The following is a 19,714-nucleotide window of genomic DNA, read 5'->3' as shown; positions in this document are numbered from 1 at the left end:
TTTTTGTTGTGTTGTTGCTGAGTTTAGTCTTCGAACTCTTCTTTTAAAATCCTGATTACATCAAGGATCGTTTCTTCTTCAAGATCTGTTCTTCTAACTAAATCATTAACATCTTGTTTCAAGATACTTCTTGCAGTGTCAAGGCCAATTTTCGCAAATTCCTCGATTACCCAAGCATCGATCTCATCAGAGAACTCTGTCAATTCAACATCATCTTCTTCTTCAGCTACATTGCCTTCTCGGATAACATCCAATTCATATCCTGTCAAAAGACCCGCCAATTTGATATTGTGTCCGCCTCTACCGATTGCTTTCGATACTTCTTCCAATTTCAAGAAAACATCAGCTCTTTTTGTTTCTTCGTTTATTTTGATAGAAGAAACTTTAGCAGGACTCAATGCTCTTGTAATAAACAATTGCGTATTAGTTGTATAATTAATAACATCAATATTTTCGTTTCCTAATTCACGAACGATACCGTGAATTCTTGAACCTTTCATACCCACACAAGCACCAACCGGATCAATTCTGTCATCGTATGAATCTACAGCTACTTTTGCTTTTTCACCTGGAATTCTAACCACACCTTTAATTGTGATCAATCCGTCAAATACTTCAGGTATCTCCTGTTCAAACAATTTCTCTAAGAACTTCTCAGATGTTCTAGACATGATAATCTGAGGCTTATTTCCTTTCAATTCCACGTTTTCGATAATTCCTCGAACGTTATCTCCTTTTCTGAAAAAGTCAGATGGAATCTGTTTTTCTTTCGGAAGCACGATTTCGTTTCCTTCATCATCCACCAAAATTACAGCTCTTGGACGTACGTGGTGCACTTCTGCAGTATAAATATCGCCAATTAAATCTTTAAATTGCTTATAAAGATTCGTATTATCGTGTTCATGTATTTTTGAAATCAGGTTTTGGCGCAAAGCAAGGATCGCTCTTCTTCCTAAGTCGATTAATTTAACCTCTTCAGAAACTTCCTCTCCAATTTCGAAATCCGGCTCGATTTTTCTTGCTTCGGTCAATGTAATTTCTTCATTTTCGAAATCCAGATCCTCATCCGCTACAATAACTCTTCTTCTCCAAATTTCCATATCACCTTTATCAGGATTGATAATGATATCGAAGTTGTCGTCAGAACCGTACTTCTTCTTCAGTGCATTTCTAAACACATCTTCCAAAATCGCCATAAGCGTTACACGATCAATCAGCTTGTCGTCTTTAAACTCTGAAAATGACTCGATTAATGCAATATTCTCCATGCCTATTCTTTAAATTAAAATGTTATTGTAACAATTGCTTCTTTTATGTCGGTATACGGAATTTCTTGTCTCTTCTCGACAGTTTCCTTTCCCTTACCTATTTTTTTCGGTTCTCTTGCAGCCCAGGCCAATGTGATAAATTCTTCATTAGCATCAACAAGTTCTGCAGTTATAATGTCGGTTGCAGTTTTTACCTGTAGCGTCCTACCCAAATTTTTCTTATACTGTCTTACCAGTTTTAGCGGAGCCGAAACGCCTCCTGAAGCTACTTCCAAAGAAAAATCCTGTTCTTCACGGTCGAGATTGTGTTCTATAGCACGGCTGATATCAATACAGTCCTGCAAAGTTACACCATTATCACCATCTAAAGTAACAATAATTTTGAAAGCATCCGTAATTGTAAGATCAATAAGAAAAATGGACGGTTTTTCTTCCAGACCTGCTTTTAATAACTCGCTAACTTTTTCCTTAAATGTCATATTTTTATAAAAAGAGGGGACTATTTGTCCCCTCATTATTTAAGTTTTAATAAATAACGCTGCAAATATAGTGTTTTTTTTCTATATTGAAAATCATTGTAGTATATTGTGCCATATTAAATTAAATTCTTACCTTTATGTAAGAAAAAACAAACTGTATAATCACATACTTATACTTAAATTATGAAAAAAATTTTAGTTCCAACCGATTTTTCTGACCATGCAGAATACGCCCTAAAAGTTGCCGCCCAGATTGCTAAAAAAAATCATGGAGAGATTGTGCTTCTTCACATGCTTGAACTTCCGGGACAAGGAAGTGACGCTATTGGCTCCGGAAGCGACATTCCTGAAATCATGTTTTTCAAAAACAAGGCTATCGAAAAACTGGAGAGCCTGATGGACATCAGCTATCTTGAAGGAATACAGGTTTCAGAAATTATACAGTTCGAAAAAACATTCGAAGGAATCATCAACATCAGCAAAAAAAACAATGTAGACCTTATCGTTATGGGTTCACATGGAGCTAGTGGTTTCCAGGAAATGTTTATCGGGTCAAACACTGAAAAGGTTGTTCGTTCTTCAGATATTCCAGTTTTGGTCATCAAAAAAGAAGAAGGAGAATTCAGCGTAGAAAAATTTGTTTTTGCATCTGACTTTAGCGATGAGATAAAAAGCTCGTTTGCAAAAGTGGTTGATTTTGCAAAAAAATTCAACGCCCACCTGAATCTGGTAATGATCAACACCCCAAACAGCTTCAAGTCAACGGACCTTTCTAACAAAATCATGCAGGATTTCGTTGCCAATTTCGATATCAGCGACTACACATTCCACATCTACAACGATACTAACGTAGAAAAAGGAGTGCTGAATTTCGCAAAAAGCATCAATGCCGATTTAATTGGAATGAGCACACACGGAAGAAAAGGACTTTCCCATTTCTTTAACGGAAGCATTAGTGAAGATTTGGTCAATCATGCTCAGAGACCAGTCGTTACTTTCAAGATTTAATCCAAACCGATTATAAATAAAAAAACCTCTCAAATCTGAGAGGTTTTTTGTTGGCCTACTAGGACTCGAACCTAGAACGACTGAACCAAAATCAGCTGTGTTACCATTACACCATAGGCCAGCAGTGCTTGATTGCGGGTGCAAATTTAGCACAAAAAACATATTGCGCAAATTTTTATTCAATTTTTATTGAATATTTTTTTTTTAGCTTTTCGTTACATAAAAAAGCATTTTCTTTGCAAGTATAAATTTTATTAGTTCTGTATGGTATCTTTCAACTTTAAAAAATGGAATACAATTTTGGGATGGACTGCTTTTGCTATCGCATTGGTAACTTACTCCCTGACTGTTGAACCCACATTAAGTTTCTGGGATTGCGGCGAATACATCTCAACAGCCGCCAAGCTCGAAGTAGGTCACCCACCGGGAGCTCCACTATACCAGATGATGGGCGCATTCTTCGCTATGTTTGCGTCAAATGCCTCACAAGTGGCTTTAATGGTGAACATGATGTCTGTTTTTTCTAGCGCATTTACCATTCTTTTTATGTTCTGGTCACTGACCTTATTATTGAAAAAGTTGGCTTCTAAGTCTTCTGGAATCGATAAAAATACTGGAATCGCAATTTTAGGAAGTGCATTTGTAGGTTCTTTGGCTTATACTTTCTCAGACAGTTTCTGGTTTAATGCTGTTGAAGCAGAAGTTTATGCTATGGCCAGTTTGCTTATAGCTGTATTGTTCTGGTTAGGATTGAGATGGGAGCAGGATATGGATACTCCTCGTGGAAACCGCTGGTTACTGCTTATCTCATTGATTATTGGACTTTCTTTTGGAGTTCACTTCATGGCATTGCTTACAATTCCTTCAATTGGATTCTTATACTACTTCAAACACTACAAAACTGTTACGGTCAAGAACTTTATCATTGCAAACATCGTAGTAGTTTCTATCTTACTTTTCATATTCAAGCTGCTTCTGCCGTTAACAATGGGATTCTTTGGAAAAACCGAAGTTTTTATGGTCAACAGCCTAGGAATGCCTTTTGATTCAGGAACTATTTTTGTCGCATTATTGTTTATTGTTTTGTTCTATTTTGGATTAAAATATACCAAGCAAAAAGGCTACGTACAGTATAACACCATGATTTTGTGCATCCTTTTCATCCTGATTGGATTCTCTACCTGGATGATGCTGCCAATTCGTGCCAATGCGAATACAGTTATCAACGAAAACAAGCCATCTGATGCGAGAGAAGTTCTTGCTTACTACAACAGAGAGCAATATGGTGTAAATCCGTTATTCTACGGACCTCAATTTTCAGATACTTATGCAGGGCTAGACAAGGACAACCCTTATCTTGACAAGGCTCCTAACTACGAAAGAGACTACAAAACTGGAAAATATGTAATCGTAAACAATTACAAAAACGCCGAACAAAATACAGACGACAACCACAAGGCATTCCTGCCAAGAATGTGGAGTCCGGAACATGCTGAAAACTACATGACATTTACCCATGTATTAACCTTCAGAATGAATCCTAATTACGCTTACGAGGAAGAACTTCCTAGATATGGCATCAATCCAAACGATTTATCTGAAGAAGAATTGGCACATTACACATCGCAATTGCGTGCTGAAATGGAGAAAAATGTTGATGAGTTCCGCAAAGCTTATGCTTCGGGACAGATTGATACGGAAGGATATAATAAGTTCCTAAAATCATACGGTGATTATTTAATCATTGATAAGCCAACAACGGCAGACAACTTCAAGTTCATGTTCGAATACCAATTCGGATATATGTACTGGAGGTATTTGATGTGGAACTTTACCGGAAGACAAAACGACAATCAAGGAAAATATGACAATCTTGACGGTAACTGGATGAGCGGAATCACTTTTATTGATGAAGCACGCCTGGGATCACAGCAAAATCTTCCTGCTGATGTTTTGAACAACAAAGGACGCAATTTGTACTATTTCCTGCCATTCCTACTAGGAATCATCGGATTGATCTATCATGCCAATAAAGACCTGAAAAGCTTTTATGTATTGCTTGTTTTATTCCTGTTTACCGGATTGGCATTAAAAATCTACCTGAACGAAAGGCCGTTCGAGCCTCGTGAAAGAGATTATGCTCTGGTAGGATCTTTCTATGTATTTGCTATCTGGATTGGATTTGGAGTTTATGCGATATTTGATTTTATCAAAAAATGGCTGAATCCTAAAATTGCAGGACCTGTTGTTATTGCAACAACATTATTGGCCGCACCGGTGTTAATGGCTTCTCAAAACTGGGATGACCACGACCGTTCTGGTAAATACACAGCAATTGCTATGGCAAAAGCCTATCTGAATTCCTGTGAGCCGAACGCCATATTGTTTACCATTGGCGACAATGACACGTTCCCGCTTTGGTATGCACAAGAAATCGAAAACATTAGAACCGACATTCGTATCGTAAACACTAGCTTGTTTATGACGGATTGGTATATCGACCAGATGAAAGCCAAAGCATACAGTTCAGAACCGTTGCCAATAAGCTTCAAGCACGAACAATATGTTGGAGATAAGCTGGATTATTCAATCCACAGGCCTCAAACTGAAAAGAGATGGAATATCAATGATTTCATGAACTTCCTTTCATTGAACGACCCGAGAGCGCTGTATGAGCTTCCTAACGGACAAAAAATCCACTATTTCCCGACTAACAAGATCAGGATTCCAGTCAACAAAGAAGAAGTTATTGCCAACAAGGTAGTTTCTCCTAAATACAACGATTCAATTGTCCCTTATATCGATATTGATATCAAAGACAGAGCACTTTACAAAAACCGATTGATGATGTTAAATGTCGTAGCCAACAACAACTGGAAACGCCCTATTTACTTCACCGGAGGAAGCTTTGGAGATGATGATTATCTTTGGATGAAAGATTATTTACAGTTGGACGGAATGGTTTACAAACTTGTTCCTGTAAAAACATCACTTTCAAAAGCACCTAGCCCAATGGATATGGGACAGATTGATTCTGACAAGATGTATAATATTGTGATGAAATGGGATTGGGGCAATGGCGGAAGCACGAAAATCTACCATGATCCGGAAACACGTAAAAACAGTATCAGCTACAGAACAAATCTTGCCCGATTGATGGAACAACTTATCAATGAAGGCAAGCCTAAGAAAGCGAAAAACATTATTGATTTGGCCATGAAACAAATGCCAATCGACCAATACGGTTATTATGCTTTTGTGGAACCTTTTGCAGGCGGCTATTATGAAGTAGGCGAAAAAGAAAAAGCAAGGGAAATCCTGAAAAAACTGATGAAAAAGTACCAGGAGAACCTGACTTATTTCAAAACGTTCTCAGCCACAGAACAAAACGATTATTATGTTGACATTGTTACTGATATTGAACGTTACAGAGGATTACTTGAGGTCATGAAAGATCGTGGAGACAAAGAATTCTACGAAGCCAACAAAAAAGACTTCAATTCTTATAACGCAATGTTTAAACGTTTTGAACGAGATAACGAATAAAACAAAATTCCCGATTTGGGATTTAGGATGTGCCAATTTGAAATTCAAATTGGCACATCTTCTTTAAAAAAGATTTGAGATGGGTTTATGGGTAAAAACAAATCGGTTGATCAAATGGGTTTTTCCAAAATACACTTGGGATATCCCAAACAATGCCAATACAATTTACCTAACCTTTGACGACGGCCCAATTCCTGAAATCACAGAATGGGTGCTTGATCTGTTAAAAGAGCATAACATAAAGGCTACTTTCTTTAGTATTGGTGACAACATTGAAAAACACCCGGACATCTTCCAGAAAATAATTCAGGATGGGCATGCCATTGGCAACCATACCTTCAATCATCTGAAAGGATGGAAAACGGCTAAAAAAGAGTATATAGAAAATACGATGTTGTGTGAAAAGGCCATTCAACAACATGCAAAAAATGAGGGCCACGGATCAAAACTGTTTCGTCCTCCGTATGGAAAAATAAAAGCGTCGCAAGCCAGATTATTGCGAAGACTTGGCTATAAAATTATTATGTGGGATGTAATAAGCATGGATTTTGACAAAAATATCACGCCAGAAAAGTGCCTTAAAAATGTAATTAAGAATACAACAAGCGGAAGCGTAATTGTTTTCCATGACAGCATAAAGGCTTTTGGAAACCTTCAAATTGTATTGCCTGAAGCAATACGCTATCTAAAAGAGAAAGGATTTGTTTTTGATAAGATCAGCTAAAGCTGTTCCTGCACCAAACCAATTATAGTGTTAGCATCGAGCTCACCAGACTGTCTCCAAACCATCTGACCTTCTTTATAAATCATAAGCGTTGGAAGCCCTTTAATCCGCAAAGCATCTGCCAATTCTTGATTTTTGTCTACATCAATCTTAATCACTTTTGCCTTGTCTCCCAAAGCAGCGGCTACGTCTCTAATCACTGGGTGCATTGACACAGACTGTTCATTCCAATCTGTATAAAAATCAATTAAGACCGGTACAGAGGCATTGATAAGTTCTCCAAATTTTGACATAATTGAAAGTTTACTTTGACTTTATTTCTAAATTACAACAATTTTTTATACAAATGTAGCATATTTGCTGAATTATGCTACATTTTCACCTTTTTTTAGCGTGATGACAGTTATTTCTGGCCAAATCCCTACTCTGCCGGGATAAGCATGGAATCCAAAGCCTCGGTTTACATAGATATAACGTCCTAGATTTTCATATAATCCAGCCCATTGTTTGTAAATATATTGCACCGGACTCCACTTGAAAAAGCCTGGAATTTCTATCCCAAACTGCAGGCCATGCGTATGCCCGCTCAATGTCAGATGGTATTTTGTTGCATGGTTTTTTATCTCATATTCCCAATGCGAAGGATCATGGCTCATCAATATCTTAAAATCTGAATCCGTAAGACCTTCAGATGCTTTGGTCAGGTCACCTGCTTTTTTAAAATTATGCCCCCAGTTCTCTACTCCTATCAAAGCAATTTCATCGGTTCCATTATTGATTTTCACATTCTGGTTGAGCAATAATTTAAAATCAATCTGCCTGTGCAAATCCTTAATGGCGTCAAAATTTTCAAATTTTGCTTTATCAGAAGGCCATTCCACATATTCACCATAATCATGATTTCCTAACACAGAATATTTGCCCAGTTTTGGATTGTGTATTTTCTTAAAGGTATCAACCCAGGGATGCATTTCAGTCGCATGTGTATTTACGATATCGCCTGTAAACAAAACCAAATCCGATTGCTGTTCATTAATCAGGTCAATCGCATATTGGATTTTCTCAGGGTTATCAAAACTGCCACTATGCACATCAGATATCTGCGTAATTGTAGTACCGTCAAAACTATCCGGAAGATCAGGAAAAAACAAAGTCTGTTTAATCACCTTAAAGTTATACTTCCCTACCGTCATACCATACAAAAGCGAAACAAAAGGAACAGCTGCCACTCCAAGTGCCATCTGACTTATAAATTTCCTTCTGTCAGGAAGAAAATGCCCTCTGTCGTTATTGCCTAAAAAATGAGTGATGATGCCTGAAAAAACGCGATAAACATCTTCTCCAAACAAAATAAAAGTCACGACGAGCTTTGGCAAGAAAGTCAGCAAAACAAGTCCGATAGTTATTAATGATTGTCGGTTTTGCCCCACGCTCTTATCAAACTGGGTAAAAGAATATATGACAAAAACGATGACAGCAAGTGAAATAAGTTGGTATGGAATCAGAATCCATTTTGCCCTTGTGATTGTCTTGAATGCTTGAAATGCATAAAGTTCGACCAAAACAACAAAAGCAATAAAAAATATCCAGCGAAGCATAGTATGAGTTAGAATTTAAGCAAAGTAAATAAATAATGCTACTGCTATTAATTTAATTGGATAAATTTTAACTATAACGGGATTTAACAACTAGAATTGATACCCAATTTTATAATTGAATTATCACATAATAAAATTTGTATGTTAAAATATTCAGGAATCACAAATACGGAAAGCCGTAAAAAGAATATTTGGCAAAACTAAATCATGTCTTATTTTTATTTAATCTAAATAAATAACTTTGTGGCGTTTACAAACCCACACATTATGAAAAAAATATACTTAGTATTAACTACAATCTTTACCTGTGGTCTGGTGCAGGGCCAGATATTTGAAGAAGTTGCCAATCAAACGTTTCAAGGCGTGTTTTATGGCGATTCTGCATTAGGTGATTTTGACAACAACGGAAGAACCGATTTTATAATTTCGGGTGCTAAACCGGGATATACAGGATTTACAGGACTTTATAAAAACAATAATGGCGCTTTTACTGAAAGTATAAATGCTGCCATCAGCCAGATAATGTACTCATCTATTGCTGTTGGTGACCTTAATGGCGACAACAACCTGGACTTCATCATTACAGGAACAAAAACAGGAGAAAGTTCTTCTGTCGTTTTTGAAATCTATTATAATAATGGCAATGGTAGCTTTACCAAACATACTACCTCTGGGATTCCAGGAGTAAACTTCGGTTCAGTGGCCATTGCAGATCTTACAAATGATGGTATTGCAGACATCGTTGTTAACGGTAACTTAGGGTCAGAATACACCACAAGAGTTTATCAGCAAAACTCTGACGCCACTTTCACTGATTTGAATGCAGGACTGATGGGCACTTACTTTAGTGCTATCAAAGTTTTTGATGCAAATGCAGACGGGCTTCCTGATATTTTGGTAACTGGATTCAGTACCAACTATGTTCCGGAGACAAAGCTGTATACTAATGCCGGAAATGGGATATTTACAGAAAAACCAACAACCATACCTGGTATTTATTTTTCTTCAATTGATGCATTAGACATCAACAACGACGGTCATTTGGATTTGTTAATTTCAGGAACCGACTATACGCCTACTCCAAGTCTTACGATTTACACCAACGATGGTTTCGGAAACTTTACGGCTCAGGCAAACAATTTTACAGGAACCTATAACGGGAATTCAAAATTTGTAGACTACAACAATGACGGTTTAATCGATATTTTCTCAATAGGAAGCAATGCAGCCGGCACAAATACAGTCGTTTTATACAAGCAAAATCTAGACGGTACCTATACTTTAGACACGGAAAACAGTGCTACAATTGTAGGCGTGAACATGTCAAAAGGACAATGGTTGGATTTTGACAATGATGGCGACTTAGATTTATTAACCATAGGTTTTGAGGGTGGCGATGTGGCACAAACAAGATTATACAAAAACAAGACAATCAATCAGGAAACTTGCAGTGAGCCAGGAAACAATACGGGAGATTTAGGTTGCGTAACCTTCATTTACGAAGGAACAAGAGTAACTTATACTACTGTTCGCGGAAGCGATGGCAATATCTGGCTACAACAAAATCTTGGTAGTGCCAGCGTTGCCACTGCTCAAAATGATGAGGCTTCCTATGGCGATTTATTCCAATGGGGAAGATGGGATGACGGACATCAAAAAAGAAACTCAGTTACGGGAACTGTTCCAACACCAAATAATCCATCAGGACTGGCAACAGGAAACGAAACCTATTATACCGGATGGTGGTCGCCAAACGCTTCAACAGACAAATGGGAGGCTACTACTCCTTCAGCTGCGACAGATGTAAACGGTTGTGATCCGTGCAAAGCATTAGGAAACGGATGGAAACTTCCAACCGAAACAGAATGGAGCGCTATCGTAACATCTCAAAACATGCAAAACCCGGCAACTGCTTTTCAGAGTGTTCTAAAGCTTCCTGCTTCAGGATACAGAGCCGCATCAGGATCGTTTAGTTTCGTAGGTGCCAGAGGTTATTTCTGGAGTTCCACAACAAGTTCTACAGGTGCTAAATATTTATATGTAGGAACAACAATTGCTAATCCATCTGCTGGTGCTCCAAGAGCTCAGGCCGCAGCAATCAGATGTATGAAATATCCGCAGACAACACCAGGCTATTGCAATGTTTCTGTAGATTATGATGTGGAGCCAATTACAATGGTAAATTTCTCCGATATCAATAACCTTACTTCAGAAGTTGTAAATACCACTCCGGCTTATGAAGATTTCACTTCAATTGTAGGAAACGTAGTGAGAGGAAATACCTATCAGCTAACCGTAAAAGGAAACACAGCAGGCCAATTCGAGCATGACATCAGAGCTTTCTTTGATTGGAATAAAAATGGAGTTTTTGATATGCAGACAGAATACTATCATGCTGTTTTGACTCCATCAACAGGAGTGGATGCTGTAGAAGCAACCATCAGCATCACTATTCCTGCTACAGCTGCCATAGGAGATACCAGAATGAGAATCATCAAGGACCAATGGAATGTTTATGAAGAAGGAGATTTTGATGCCTGCCTGAATGCTTATTACGGACAAGTAGAAGATTATACAATAAACATTCAGGAAAGTTTAGGTACGATTGACTTCAACAAAAATGATTTCATAGTATATCCAAACCCAACGAGCAGTATCGTCAATATCCAGACAAAAGAAGCTATCAAGAACATCAGTCTTTACAACCATTTAGGACAACTTGTTGTTACACAAAAACAAGCTCAGATCAATCTGACAAACCTTGCCAGCGGAATCTATATGGTTCGTGTAGACTTTGAAAACGGACAAACTGCCAACAAAAAAATTATCAAGAAATAAACTTACAGCGCTAGTCCTGAACTTTTGGGACTAGCGCTTATAATTAATCATATATACTTTACATGCAAACAAATTACACAAAAACCCTTGCCTTTCTGTTTCTGGTGTTTATTTATGGAACAACATCAGCACAGATTGTCAATTATGGATTCTCGCAGAGCGCCGGAACCTTTGAAGATTTAACCAACCCAACCTTAATCGCAGAGCCAACAACTCTCACAGGCTCTGGATCAATCGATGACAATAAATACAATGCGGTTGCCATTCCGTTCAGTTTCCCTTTTAACGGAACTACATTTACTGCTCTAAACATTCATGCAGATGGCTTTATCAGCTTTGGGGCTACATCTCCAAGCGGCAGTACGCCTATTTCAAATAGTGCAACAACATTTGACGGTGCGATTTCAGCAGTCGCAAATGATATGCACGCCCTATACAATATTGACGGAAGAACAGGAAGCATCAGCACCCAGGAAGTAGGATCTGCTCCTAATAGAGAATTTGTAATTCAATGGATGCATTTCAGACCATATGTAGGTTCGACTTCAATCACCAGCTATTTTGACTGGAGTTTCCAAATCCGTTTAAAAGAAAATGGAGAAATTAATATTGTTTATGATCTGAAAGTAACAGGAACACCAACTTCAGCAACCGCACAGGTTGGACTTCGAGGAGCAACAGGTTCTGATTTCAACAACAGATATTCTACCGGAATTGCTACAAGCAACTGGATGGTTTCTGCACCAGGCTCTTCAAATACTTCATCAATGACTTGTAATTCTACTTCATTGCCTAGTCCAGGTTATACCTACACATGGGTTCCGCCTTCACCTTGCGTAACACCTTCATCACAACCTACTGCTCTTACATTTGATGTTCAAGGTATTGTCATAAATGGAAGTTTTACCGCAGCAAATCCTAGAGCAGACAAATATCTGGTTTTGAGAACGCCACAAGGAACCGCTCCAGGCCTACCTCAAAACGGTACAAATTATACTACTGGAAACAATACTACGCTTAATGCTTATGTAAGCTATAGCGGTAGCAATACAAATTTTACAGACAATGCTTTTAGTGGTATTGAAGGAAATACCGCTTATACATATACTGTCTACGCCGTAAATACTGCTTGCACGGGAGGACCTGTTTATAACACTACAACTCCATTGACTTCAAATGCGATAAGTTGCCCGGCTCCAATAAATCAGGTAACTTCTGCAAACCCTACAATGAATAGCTTTGCTTTGAACTGGACGGCTCCTACAAACGGAAATGCAGTTCCTTTCAATTATGTGATTGAAGTGGCAACCAACAATGACTTTTCAAGTCTTATCGCAGGTTCTCCATTTACACAAACTTCTTCACAGACAACATTTCTTGTAACCGGATTATCAAGCAACACTAAATATTTTTATAGATTAAGAGCTGTAAGCAATTGCAACGGTGTTTATTCTTCAATCGGAAATATTTCTACACTATGTGAAGCGATAACAGCTCTTCCTTATTCGGAAAGCTTTAATGCTGCGGATCTTTCTTGCTGGAGTACACCTATGGTTACCGGAACAGCTAATTGGGCTTTATCAACAGGAAGCTCTGAGGTTCCGACAAGGATAACCGGCGAAAGACAAATGATCAAGGCTTACAACAATTCGAATGCCTTGCTCATCAGTCCACAATTCGATTTTTCTGCACAAACACATGAATTAATCCGTATGAAAGTTTGGATTTACAGAAACACGAACGGTCATACTACAGATGTTGTAAAATTCCACGTTAATACCACAAACTCATTAAGCGGTGCAACAGAACTACTTTCTGTTTCGCTTAAAACAACTCTTGAACCTGCAGTTACAACTGCTGGATGGCACAACTATATTATTGCTATTCCACAATCGTATTATGCAGCGCCATTCTTTGTAATCGCACAAGGAATAACCAACGGAGGTTCTTCTTCTTACGGATTGGGTATTGATGAATTTTCATTAGAAGCTATTGCGAATGCGACGGCACCAACTTCAATTACAGTTACGACACAAAACAGCGCTCCGGCAGAAATCACAACTTCTGGAGGAACATTGCAATTAGCAGCAAACGTACTGCCTTTGGAAGCAAACCAAAATGTAACCTGGTCAATCGTAGAAGGCAATACGCTGGCAACAATCAGTTCTACCGGATTACTAACGGCTGTTGTTAACGGTACGGTAAAAGTTCGTGCTACTTCTGTCATAAACAATACTGTTTTTGGAGAACTACAGGTTCAGCTTAGCAACCAGCCTTTGGTATATTGCACGCCAAACTTTTCACAAGGAACAGAACCAATTACATTAGTGGAATTTGCAGGCATCAGCAATACATCTCCTGCTTCAACATCAAGTCCGGCTTATGAAAATTTCACTTCAATAGTTGGAACCGTAAAAGTTGGAAACACGTATCCAATCCGATTAAAAGGAAACACAAACGGTTCGTATTCTGGTTATTTCAAAATCTATATCGACTGGAACAACAACGGAACTTTTGAAGACAGCGAAGGTCAATCGTTAGGTTACCTTTCTAATTCATCTGGTGAGGACGCTGTAGAATTGAATGCTGAAGTTACGGTTCCTGTAACGGCAACAATAGGAAACGTTCGAATGAGAATAATGAAAAAATACCAATCATCTGTAATTCCTGCCTGTAATACTGATAGCTACGGACAGGCTGAAGATTACACCTTGACTGTTGAGGAAAATCTTGGCATTGGTGATTTCGACAAGACAAATTTCAAACTGTATCCAAACCCAACAAATGACATTGTGAATTTGTTGACTGATTTAGAAATCAAAGATGTAAAAATCTACAATCAGCTTGGACAATTAGTTTCAATTCAAAAAACATCGCAGATAAGCCTGTCTGATGTTGCAAACGGAATCTATATTTTCCATATCGATTTTAAAAACGGACAGACTGCCAAGCAGAAAGTCATTAAAAAATAAAGTAATACGTTAGTTCCATATCCTTTTTAGTTAGTTTTTTGTTTTTTATGAAGAACCGGTGCCTATTTATTTAGCATCGGTTTTTCTATTTTTACATCTTAAGTTTTGTATTTTTGAAAGCTATAGAAACCATTTTTTATGTCACAGCAAAAACGCCTATTTCTTCTCGATGCCTACGCTTTAATTTTCCGAGGCTATTACGCATTTATTAAAAACCCTAGAATCAACTCTAAAGGGATGGATACTTCCGCCATTATGGGATTCATGAATTCCCTTTTGGATGTTATTAAAAGAGAAAAGCCGGATCATCTCGCGGTAGCATTTGATAAAGGAGGCAGCCAGGTAAGAAGCGAAATGTATGCTGAATACAAAGCCAATCGTGATGCTACTCCGGAAGCTATCCAGATTGCGGTTCCTTATATCCATGAATTATTAAAAGCCATGCACATTCCTATTATTGAATATGCCGGTTGCGAAGCTGATGACTTAATAGGAACTATTGCAAAACAAGCCGAAAAGCAAAACTATAAAGTATTTATGGTTACTCCTGATAAGGATTTTGCGCAATTGGTTTCAGAAAACATCTTCATGTATCGCCCTGCCCGAATGGGGAACGGAATCGAAATCTGGGGTGTTCCTGAAGTATTGGCAAAATTTGAAATCGAAAGACCGGAACAGGTAGTCGATTTTCTAGGAATGATGGGTGATGCCGTTGATAATATCCCTGGACTTCCGGGTGTGGGAGAAGTCACTGCCAAAAAACTGCTGAAAGAATTTGGCACGATGGAAAATCTTCTTGAAAACACGCATCTGCTGAAAGGCAAGATGAAAGAGAACATAGAAGCCAACAAAGAAAAAGGGATTCTATCCAAAAAGCTGGCTACTATTATTACGGATTGCGATGTAACATTCGACGAAACAGATTACGAGCTTACCCGTCCCGATATTGAAAAAACCGAAGCTATTTTCCAAGAGCTTGAATTCAGGAGAATGGCTGAGCAATTCGATGCGATTTTCAGACCGGGAAGCACTTTGCCTGCTGCAAACGCTCAGCCGGACGCCAAGCTATATAAAAAACCGCAGGCAAAAAATGAAGATCAGTTCGACCTTTTTGCCACTACAACAGACGAAACAACTGGAGAAGTCAAAACCAGTTTTTATAAAACATTAAAAGACACGGAGCATTTCTACCAATTGATTGAAGGCGACATGGCAATAAAATTCCTGTTGCAAAACCTGCTAAAACAAAGCAGCGTTTGTTTCGACACGGAAACTACGGGAATCGATCCGCTAATTGCAGAATTGGTCGGTATGTCATTTTCTTGGGAAAAAGGCAAAGGTTTTTACGTTCCTTTCCCTGAAGACCAAACCGAAGCACAAACTCTTGTCAACAAGTTCATTCCGTTTTTTGAAGCAGAAGGAATTGAAAAAATAGGTCAGAACCTAAAATATGACCTAAAAGTCCTTGCCAATTATAATATCGAAGTCAAAGGACAAATATTCGACACCATGATTGCCCATTATCTGATCAACCCGGATATGCGTCATAACATGGATATTTTATCAGAAACCTATCTCCAATATTCTCCACAGTCAATCGAAGAACTGATTGGAAAAAAAGGGAAAAACCAAAAAACCATGCGTGAGGTTCCTGTGGAAGATGTCAAGGAATATGCAGTAGAAGATGCTGATGTGACACTCCAACTGAAAGATATTTTCAGTCAGGAACTTGACAATACAAACACTAAAAAATTATTTGAAGAAATAGAAGTACCTCTGGTTCCTGTTCTTGCCGCTATGGAAAAAGAAGGCGTCAATCTTGATGTTGAATTCCTGCATGAGCTATCCAAAGAACTTAAGGGCGATATTCAAAAGCTGGAAAACCAGATTTATGAAAATGCCGGAGAAAAGTTCAATCTGGCGTCTCCAAAACAGTTGGGTGAAATTCTATTTGACAAACTAAAAATTGGCGGAACCAAACAAAAAAAGACCAAAACCGGACAATATGCTACCGGCGAAGAAGTACTTTCTTATTTGGCATTGTCGAGTCCATTTGTTCAGGACATACTTGATTGGCGACAATTAGTAAAATTGCTGAACACTTATGTAGACGCCTTGCCTTTACAAGTTAGCCCAAAAACCGGAAGAGTCCATACCGATTATATGCAAACGGTAGCAGCAACAGGCCGTCTTAGCTCCAACAATCCAAACTTGCAAAATATTCCAATCCGTACAGAAAGAGGCCGTTTGATTCGAAAAGCATTTATTGCAAGAGATGAAAATTACACTCTGGTTTCTGCCGATTACTCTCAAATAGAATTACGAATTATTGCTGCATTGAGCGGCGATCCGGAAATGGTAAAATCATTCCAAAACGGAGAAGACATTCACGCTTCTACAGCTGCAAAAGTTTTTAATGTTTCCCTGGAAGAAGTGACCCGTGAGCAAAGAAGCCACGCAAAAACTGTAAACTTTGGAATCGTCTATGGTGTTTCTGCTTTTGGATTAAGCAACCAGACATCACTTTCAAGATCTGAATCTAAAGATTTGATTGATGCCTACTACCTGACCTATCCAAGATTGAAAGCCTACATTCAGGAACAAATTGAATATGCCAGACAGCACGGTTATGTACAGACAATATTAGGAAGAAGGCGTTATTTAAAAGATATCAATTCACAGAATGCCGTAGTTCGTGGTGCTGCTGAACGAAATGCTGTCAATGCTCCAATACAGGGAAGTGCTGCAGATATTATCAAAATAGCGATGATTAACATCCACAAACGTCTAAACGAAGAAAACTGGAAAAGTAAAATGTTACTTCAGGTACACGATGAACTTGTTTTTGACGTTCATAATAGTGAGCTTGAAAAAATTCAGCCAATGATCAAGGAGGAAATGGAAAATGCCTTTAAGCTAGATGTCCCTTTAATTGTAGATTTAGGCAAAGGTCATAATTGGCTGGAAGCACATTAAACCAGAGAAGGTGTAACAGAAACCCGCAATTTGCGTCACATAAACAATCATTCTAAACCCTACAATGAAAAGAACAGCCCTATTTCTATGCCTGCTTTTATGCCTAAATTCTTTTGGGCAAAGTCAAATCAATAAAACAGTCAGCATTCCCTTTACCTTACTGGGAAGCGGCCATATTTTAATAAAAGCGAAAATAAACGATATAGAAGGGAATTTCATTTTTGATACGGGTGCCGGGCTTAATCTATTGACAAAGAAATTTGCCGACAACATAAATGACCTAAAAAAAACAGATGGCTTTTATACCGGTCACAGGGCCACAGGCGAACAGATTGTAGCGGATTTTTGGGACACCAAAAGTTTTGAAATAGGAAATCAGAAACTAAATGCCGAAAAATTCACAGTCCTTGACATGGATTTTCCAGTAGATGGTTTGATCTCGTTATTGCCTTTCAGAAACATTCCAATCACAATTGATTATAAGAATAAAGCATTGATTTTAGAAACAGAAAAATCCGTAAAAGAACTGGCAAAAAAAGGTATTTCGCTTCCAATCCAGGTTTCAGATGAGTTAGGAAAAGCTTTGGATATTGCCACTTATGTAAAGCTCGATGACAAGCTTGTTGTACAGATGAATTTAGACAGCGGCGCAGGTTTCAATGTTTTCAGATTTAATTCAAGATATATGGAATCGTTGGGAATTGACCCTTCAAAAACAGAGATGAAACATCAGAAAAGCGATTTCAAGCCAACCGAAGGAAACAACTATTATTACACCAATCTTTCCAAAATAAATGCACAATCGAACACTAAAATTTCAGCTTCCGATTTCAAGGCTACTTTTATCGAAGGATTGATTTATGAAGCTATCGGAAGCATCAACTGGCTTGGAGATAAGATTACGATTGATATCCAAAACAGAAATATGATCATCAATAATTAGGGTTTATCACTTTAAAAAAAGATCCATGAAAAAAATATTCTTATTCCTGTCTATTTCCCTATCGTTAAATGCATTTTCACAAAGCGAAACGCGATTTGAAAAAATTGACAGCCTTCTGAATTACCTCACTTCGAATAATAAATTCATGGGGAGTGTCGCCATTCGAAATAACGACGAGATTGTTTTTGAAAAATCCTATGGCTATGCCGATGTAAAAAACAAAATCAAGGCAGACAATCAGACACGATACAAGATTGGTTCCATTACAAAAACATTTACGTCTGTAGTCATTTTACAGCTTATTGAAGAAAAAAAACTGACCCTTGACACCAAACTGTCCAAATTCTTCCCTACAATACAAAACTCAGAAGATATCACTATTGACAATCTTCTTACCCACTCCAGCGGTATCTATAGCTTTACGAACGACCTGGATTATCCAATATATGCAAAACTGCCAAAAACCCGCAGCGAGCTGATGAAGAAAATCAAAGCAGGCAAACCTGTTTTTGAACCGGGAGAAAAAGCAGAATACAGCAATTCCAATTATGTAATTCTGGGATGGATTATTGAAGACCTTACCAAAAAAAGCTATGCAGACAATATCAACACCCGAATTATACAAAAATTAGGACTCAAAAATACAGGGTTTGCTACTGGCGCAAAAAACGAAGCTCTTTCTTATGATTGGGATGGAAAAAACTGGAAGGAAGGCCAAAAAGAAGACATGTCTATTCCGGGCGGAGCTGGAGCCATATTATCGTCTGCCGGAGATTTGACTAATTTTATCAATGCCTTATTTTCAGGAAAATTGCTAAAACAGCCTTCTTTGGACTCTATGATTACCATCGAAAATGGATATGGAAAAGGAATTTTTGCCATGCCTTTTGCTGAAAGGAAATTCTATGGTCATTCTGGTGGAATCGAAAGCTTCTCCTCGACTCTGGTACATTATCAAAAGGAAAAATTGAGTATTGCATTGCTTGACAACGGCCAAGGCTATGACATGAACGGAATAATGATTGGGATTTTCAGCATTTACTATAAAATGCCTTACCGATTCCCTAACCTGAAAACAGCCACTGTAGATGTTGCCATCCTTAAAAGTTATGTAGGTACCTACTCCGATCCTAATTTCCCTTTAAAGATTACAATCAAAGAAGAGAAAGGCGTGCTGATCTGTCAGGCAACCGGACAGGAATCTTTCCCGCTAAATCCTTTAAGCGACACCAAATTCAATTTTGACCCTGCAAGCCTGGAATTGGTCTTTTCACCAAATGCAATGACTATACTGCAAGGTGGACATGAATTCAAACTCACTAAAGAAAAATAAAAGCATAAAAAAGCCCACTTGTAGTGGGC

Annotated in this window: 12 protein-coding genes and 1 tRNA gene; 8 read left to right on the top strand and 5 right to left on the bottom strand. The window is 38.2% G+C overall.

Annotated elements, in window-relative coordinates:
• Positions 1 to 23: 23 nt before the first annotated feature.
• Positions 24 to 1,268 (bottom strand): transcription termination factor NusA, encoded by a 1,245-nt coding sequence (gene nusA, locus FJA49_RS14995; protein WP_140001738.1) that lies wholly within the window; start codon positions 1,266 to 1,268, stop codon positions 24 to 26.
• A gap of 14 nt (positions 1,269 to 1,282) precedes the next feature.
• Positions 1,283 to 1,747 carry a ribosome assembly cofactor RimP gene (rimP, locus tag FJA49_RS14990; RefSeq protein ID WP_140001737.1) on the bottom strand — a complete coding sequence of 155 codons (465 nt, stop codon included), beginning with the start codon at positions 1,745 to 1,747 and terminating at the stop codon, positions 1,283 to 1,285.
• Between the two features lie 183 nt (positions 1,748 to 1,930).
• On the opposite strand from rimP, the gene FJA49_RS14985 reads away from it, so the two are divergent.
• Positions 1,931 to 2,755, top strand: a complete 825-nt coding sequence (locus tag FJA49_RS14985; RefSeq protein WP_140001736.1) for a universal stress protein — start codon at positions 1,931 to 1,933, stop codon at positions 2,753 to 2,755.
• A 50-nt stretch (positions 2,756 to 2,805) separates the two neighbouring features.
• Here the strand turns inward: FJA49_RS14985 and FJA49_RS14980 are convergent.
• Positions 2,806 to 2,876 (bottom strand) — tRNA-Gln (locus FJA49_RS14980).
• A 143-nt stretch (positions 2,877 to 3,019) separates the two neighbouring features.
• Between FJA49_RS14980 and FJA49_RS14975 the strand changes: the two genes are divergently transcribed.
• Positions 3,020 to 6,301 (top strand): glycosyltransferase family 117 protein, encoded by a 3,282-nt coding sequence (locus tag FJA49_RS14975; RefSeq protein ID WP_140001735.1) that lies wholly within the window; start codon positions 3,020 to 3,022, stop codon positions 6,299 to 6,301.
• Positions 6,302 to 6,380: 79 nt separating this feature from the next.
• The gene (locus FJA49_RS14970) at positions 6,381 to 7,025 is read left to right on the top strand and encodes a polysaccharide deacetylase family protein (RefSeq protein ID WP_140001734.1); all 645 of its coding nucleotides are present in this window, start codon (positions 6,381 to 6,383) and stop codon (positions 7,023 to 7,025) included.
• Here the strand turns inward: FJA49_RS14970 and FJA49_RS14965 are convergent.
• Positions 7,022 to 7,318 carry a thioredoxin family protein gene (locus FJA49_RS14965; RefSeq protein WP_056068034.1) on the bottom strand — a complete coding sequence of 99 codons (297 nt, stop codon included), beginning with the start codon at positions 7,316 to 7,318 and terminating at the stop codon, positions 7,022 to 7,024. The genes FJA49_RS14970 and FJA49_RS14965 overlap by 4 nt on opposite strands.
• 72 nt (positions 7,319 to 7,390) lie before the next feature.
• Complete coding sequence (locus tag FJA49_RS14960) at positions 7,391 to 8,623, bottom strand: metallophosphoesterase (protein WP_140001733.1); 1,233 nt, start codon at positions 8,621 to 8,623, stop codon at positions 7,391 to 7,393.
• Between the two features lie 267 nt (positions 8,624 to 8,890).
• Between FJA49_RS14960 and FJA49_RS14955 the strand changes: the two genes are divergently transcribed.
• From FJA49_RS14955 to FJA49_RS14935, 5 genes are all read left to right on the top strand, one after another.
• Positions 8,891 to 11,461, top strand: a complete 2,571-nt coding sequence (locus FJA49_RS14955; RefSeq protein ID WP_140001732.1) for an FG-GAP-like repeat-containing protein — start codon at positions 8,891 to 8,893, stop codon at positions 11,459 to 11,461.
• Between the two features lie 62 nt (positions 11,462 to 11,523).
• Positions 11,524 to 14,433: a GEVED domain-containing protein gene (locus FJA49_RS14950; protein ID WP_140001731.1), complete on the top strand. Its 2,910-nt coding sequence runs from the start codon at positions 11,524 to 11,526 to the stop codon at positions 14,431 to 14,433.
• A 138-nt stretch (positions 14,434 to 14,571) separates the two neighbouring features.
• A complete protein-coding gene (polA, locus tag FJA49_RS14945) occupies positions 14,572 to 17,409 on the top strand; it encodes a DNA polymerase I (RefSeq protein ID WP_140001730.1) in 2,838 nt (945 codons plus the stop codon).
• A gap of 64 nt (positions 17,410 to 17,473) precedes the next feature.
• Positions 17,474 to 18,352 (top strand): retropepsin-like aspartic protease, encoded by an 879-nt coding sequence (locus tag FJA49_RS14940; protein ID WP_140001729.1) that lies wholly within the window; start codon positions 17,474 to 17,476, stop codon positions 18,350 to 18,352.
• Positions 18,353 to 18,377: 25 nt separating this feature from the next.
• Positions 18,378 to 19,685, top strand: a complete 1,308-nt coding sequence (locus FJA49_RS14935) for a serine hydrolase domain-containing protein (RefSeq protein ID WP_140001728.1) — start codon at positions 18,378 to 18,380, stop codon at positions 19,683 to 19,685.
• Positions 19,686 to 19,714 lie beyond the last annotated feature (29 nt).

The sequence above is a fragment of the Flavobacterium microcysteis genome, from assembly GCF_006385255.1.
GTDB lineage: Bacteria > Bacteroidota > Bacteroidia > Flavobacteriales > Flavobacteriaceae > Flavobacterium > Flavobacterium microcysteis.
The sequence above is the reverse complement of the archived record's forward strand: the minus strand, read 5'-3'. Positions and strand labels throughout refer to the sequence as shown.

What these genes read in the sequence shown, in the direction of transcription:
- nusA (WP_140001738.1), bottom strand. Translation starts at nt 1,268, where the DNA reads ATGGAGAATATTGCATTAATCGAGTCATTTTCAGAGTTTAAAGACGAC.
- rimP (WP_140001737.1), bottom strand. Translation starts at nt 1,747, where the DNA reads ATGACATTTAAGGAAAAAGTTAGCGAGTTATTAAAAGCAGGTCTGGAA.
- FJA49_RS14985 (WP_140001736.1), top strand. Translation starts at nt 1,931, where the DNA reads ATGAAAAAAATTTTAGTTCCAACCGATTTTTCTGACCATGCAGAATAC.
- FJA49_RS14975 (WP_140001735.1), top strand. Translation starts at nt 3,020, where the DNA reads ATGGTATCTTTCAACTTTAAAAAATGGAATACAATTTTGGGATGGACT.
- FJA49_RS14970 (WP_140001734.1), top strand. Translation starts at nt 6,381, where the DNA reads ATGGGTTTATGGGTAAAAACAAATCGGTTGATCAAATGGGTTTTTCCA.
- FJA49_RS14965 (WP_056068034.1), bottom strand. Translation starts at nt 7,318, where the DNA reads ATGTCAAAATTTGGAGAACTTATCAATGCCTCTGTACCGGTCTTAATT.
- FJA49_RS14960 (WP_140001733.1), bottom strand. Translation starts at nt 8,623, where the DNA reads ATGCTTCGCTGGATATTTTTTATTGCTTTTGTTGTTTTGGTCGAACTT.
- FJA49_RS14955 (WP_140001732.1), top strand. Translation starts at nt 8,891, where the DNA reads ATGAAAAAAATATACTTAGTATTAACTACAATCTTTACCTGTGGTCTG.
- FJA49_RS14950 (WP_140001731.1), top strand. Translation starts at nt 11,524, where the DNA reads ATGCAAACAAATTACACAAAAACCCTTGCCTTTCTGTTTCTGGTGTTT.
- polA (WP_140001730.1), top strand. Translation starts at nt 14,572, where the DNA reads ATGTCACAGCAAAAACGCCTATTTCTTCTCGATGCCTACGCTTTAATT.
- FJA49_RS14940 (WP_140001729.1), top strand. Translation starts at nt 17,474, where the DNA reads ATGAAAAGAACAGCCCTATTTCTATGCCTGCTTTTATGCCTAAATTCT.
- FJA49_RS14935 (WP_140001728.1), top strand. Translation starts at nt 18,378, where the DNA reads ATGAAAAAAATATTCTTATTCCTGTCTATTTCCCTATCGTTAAATGCA.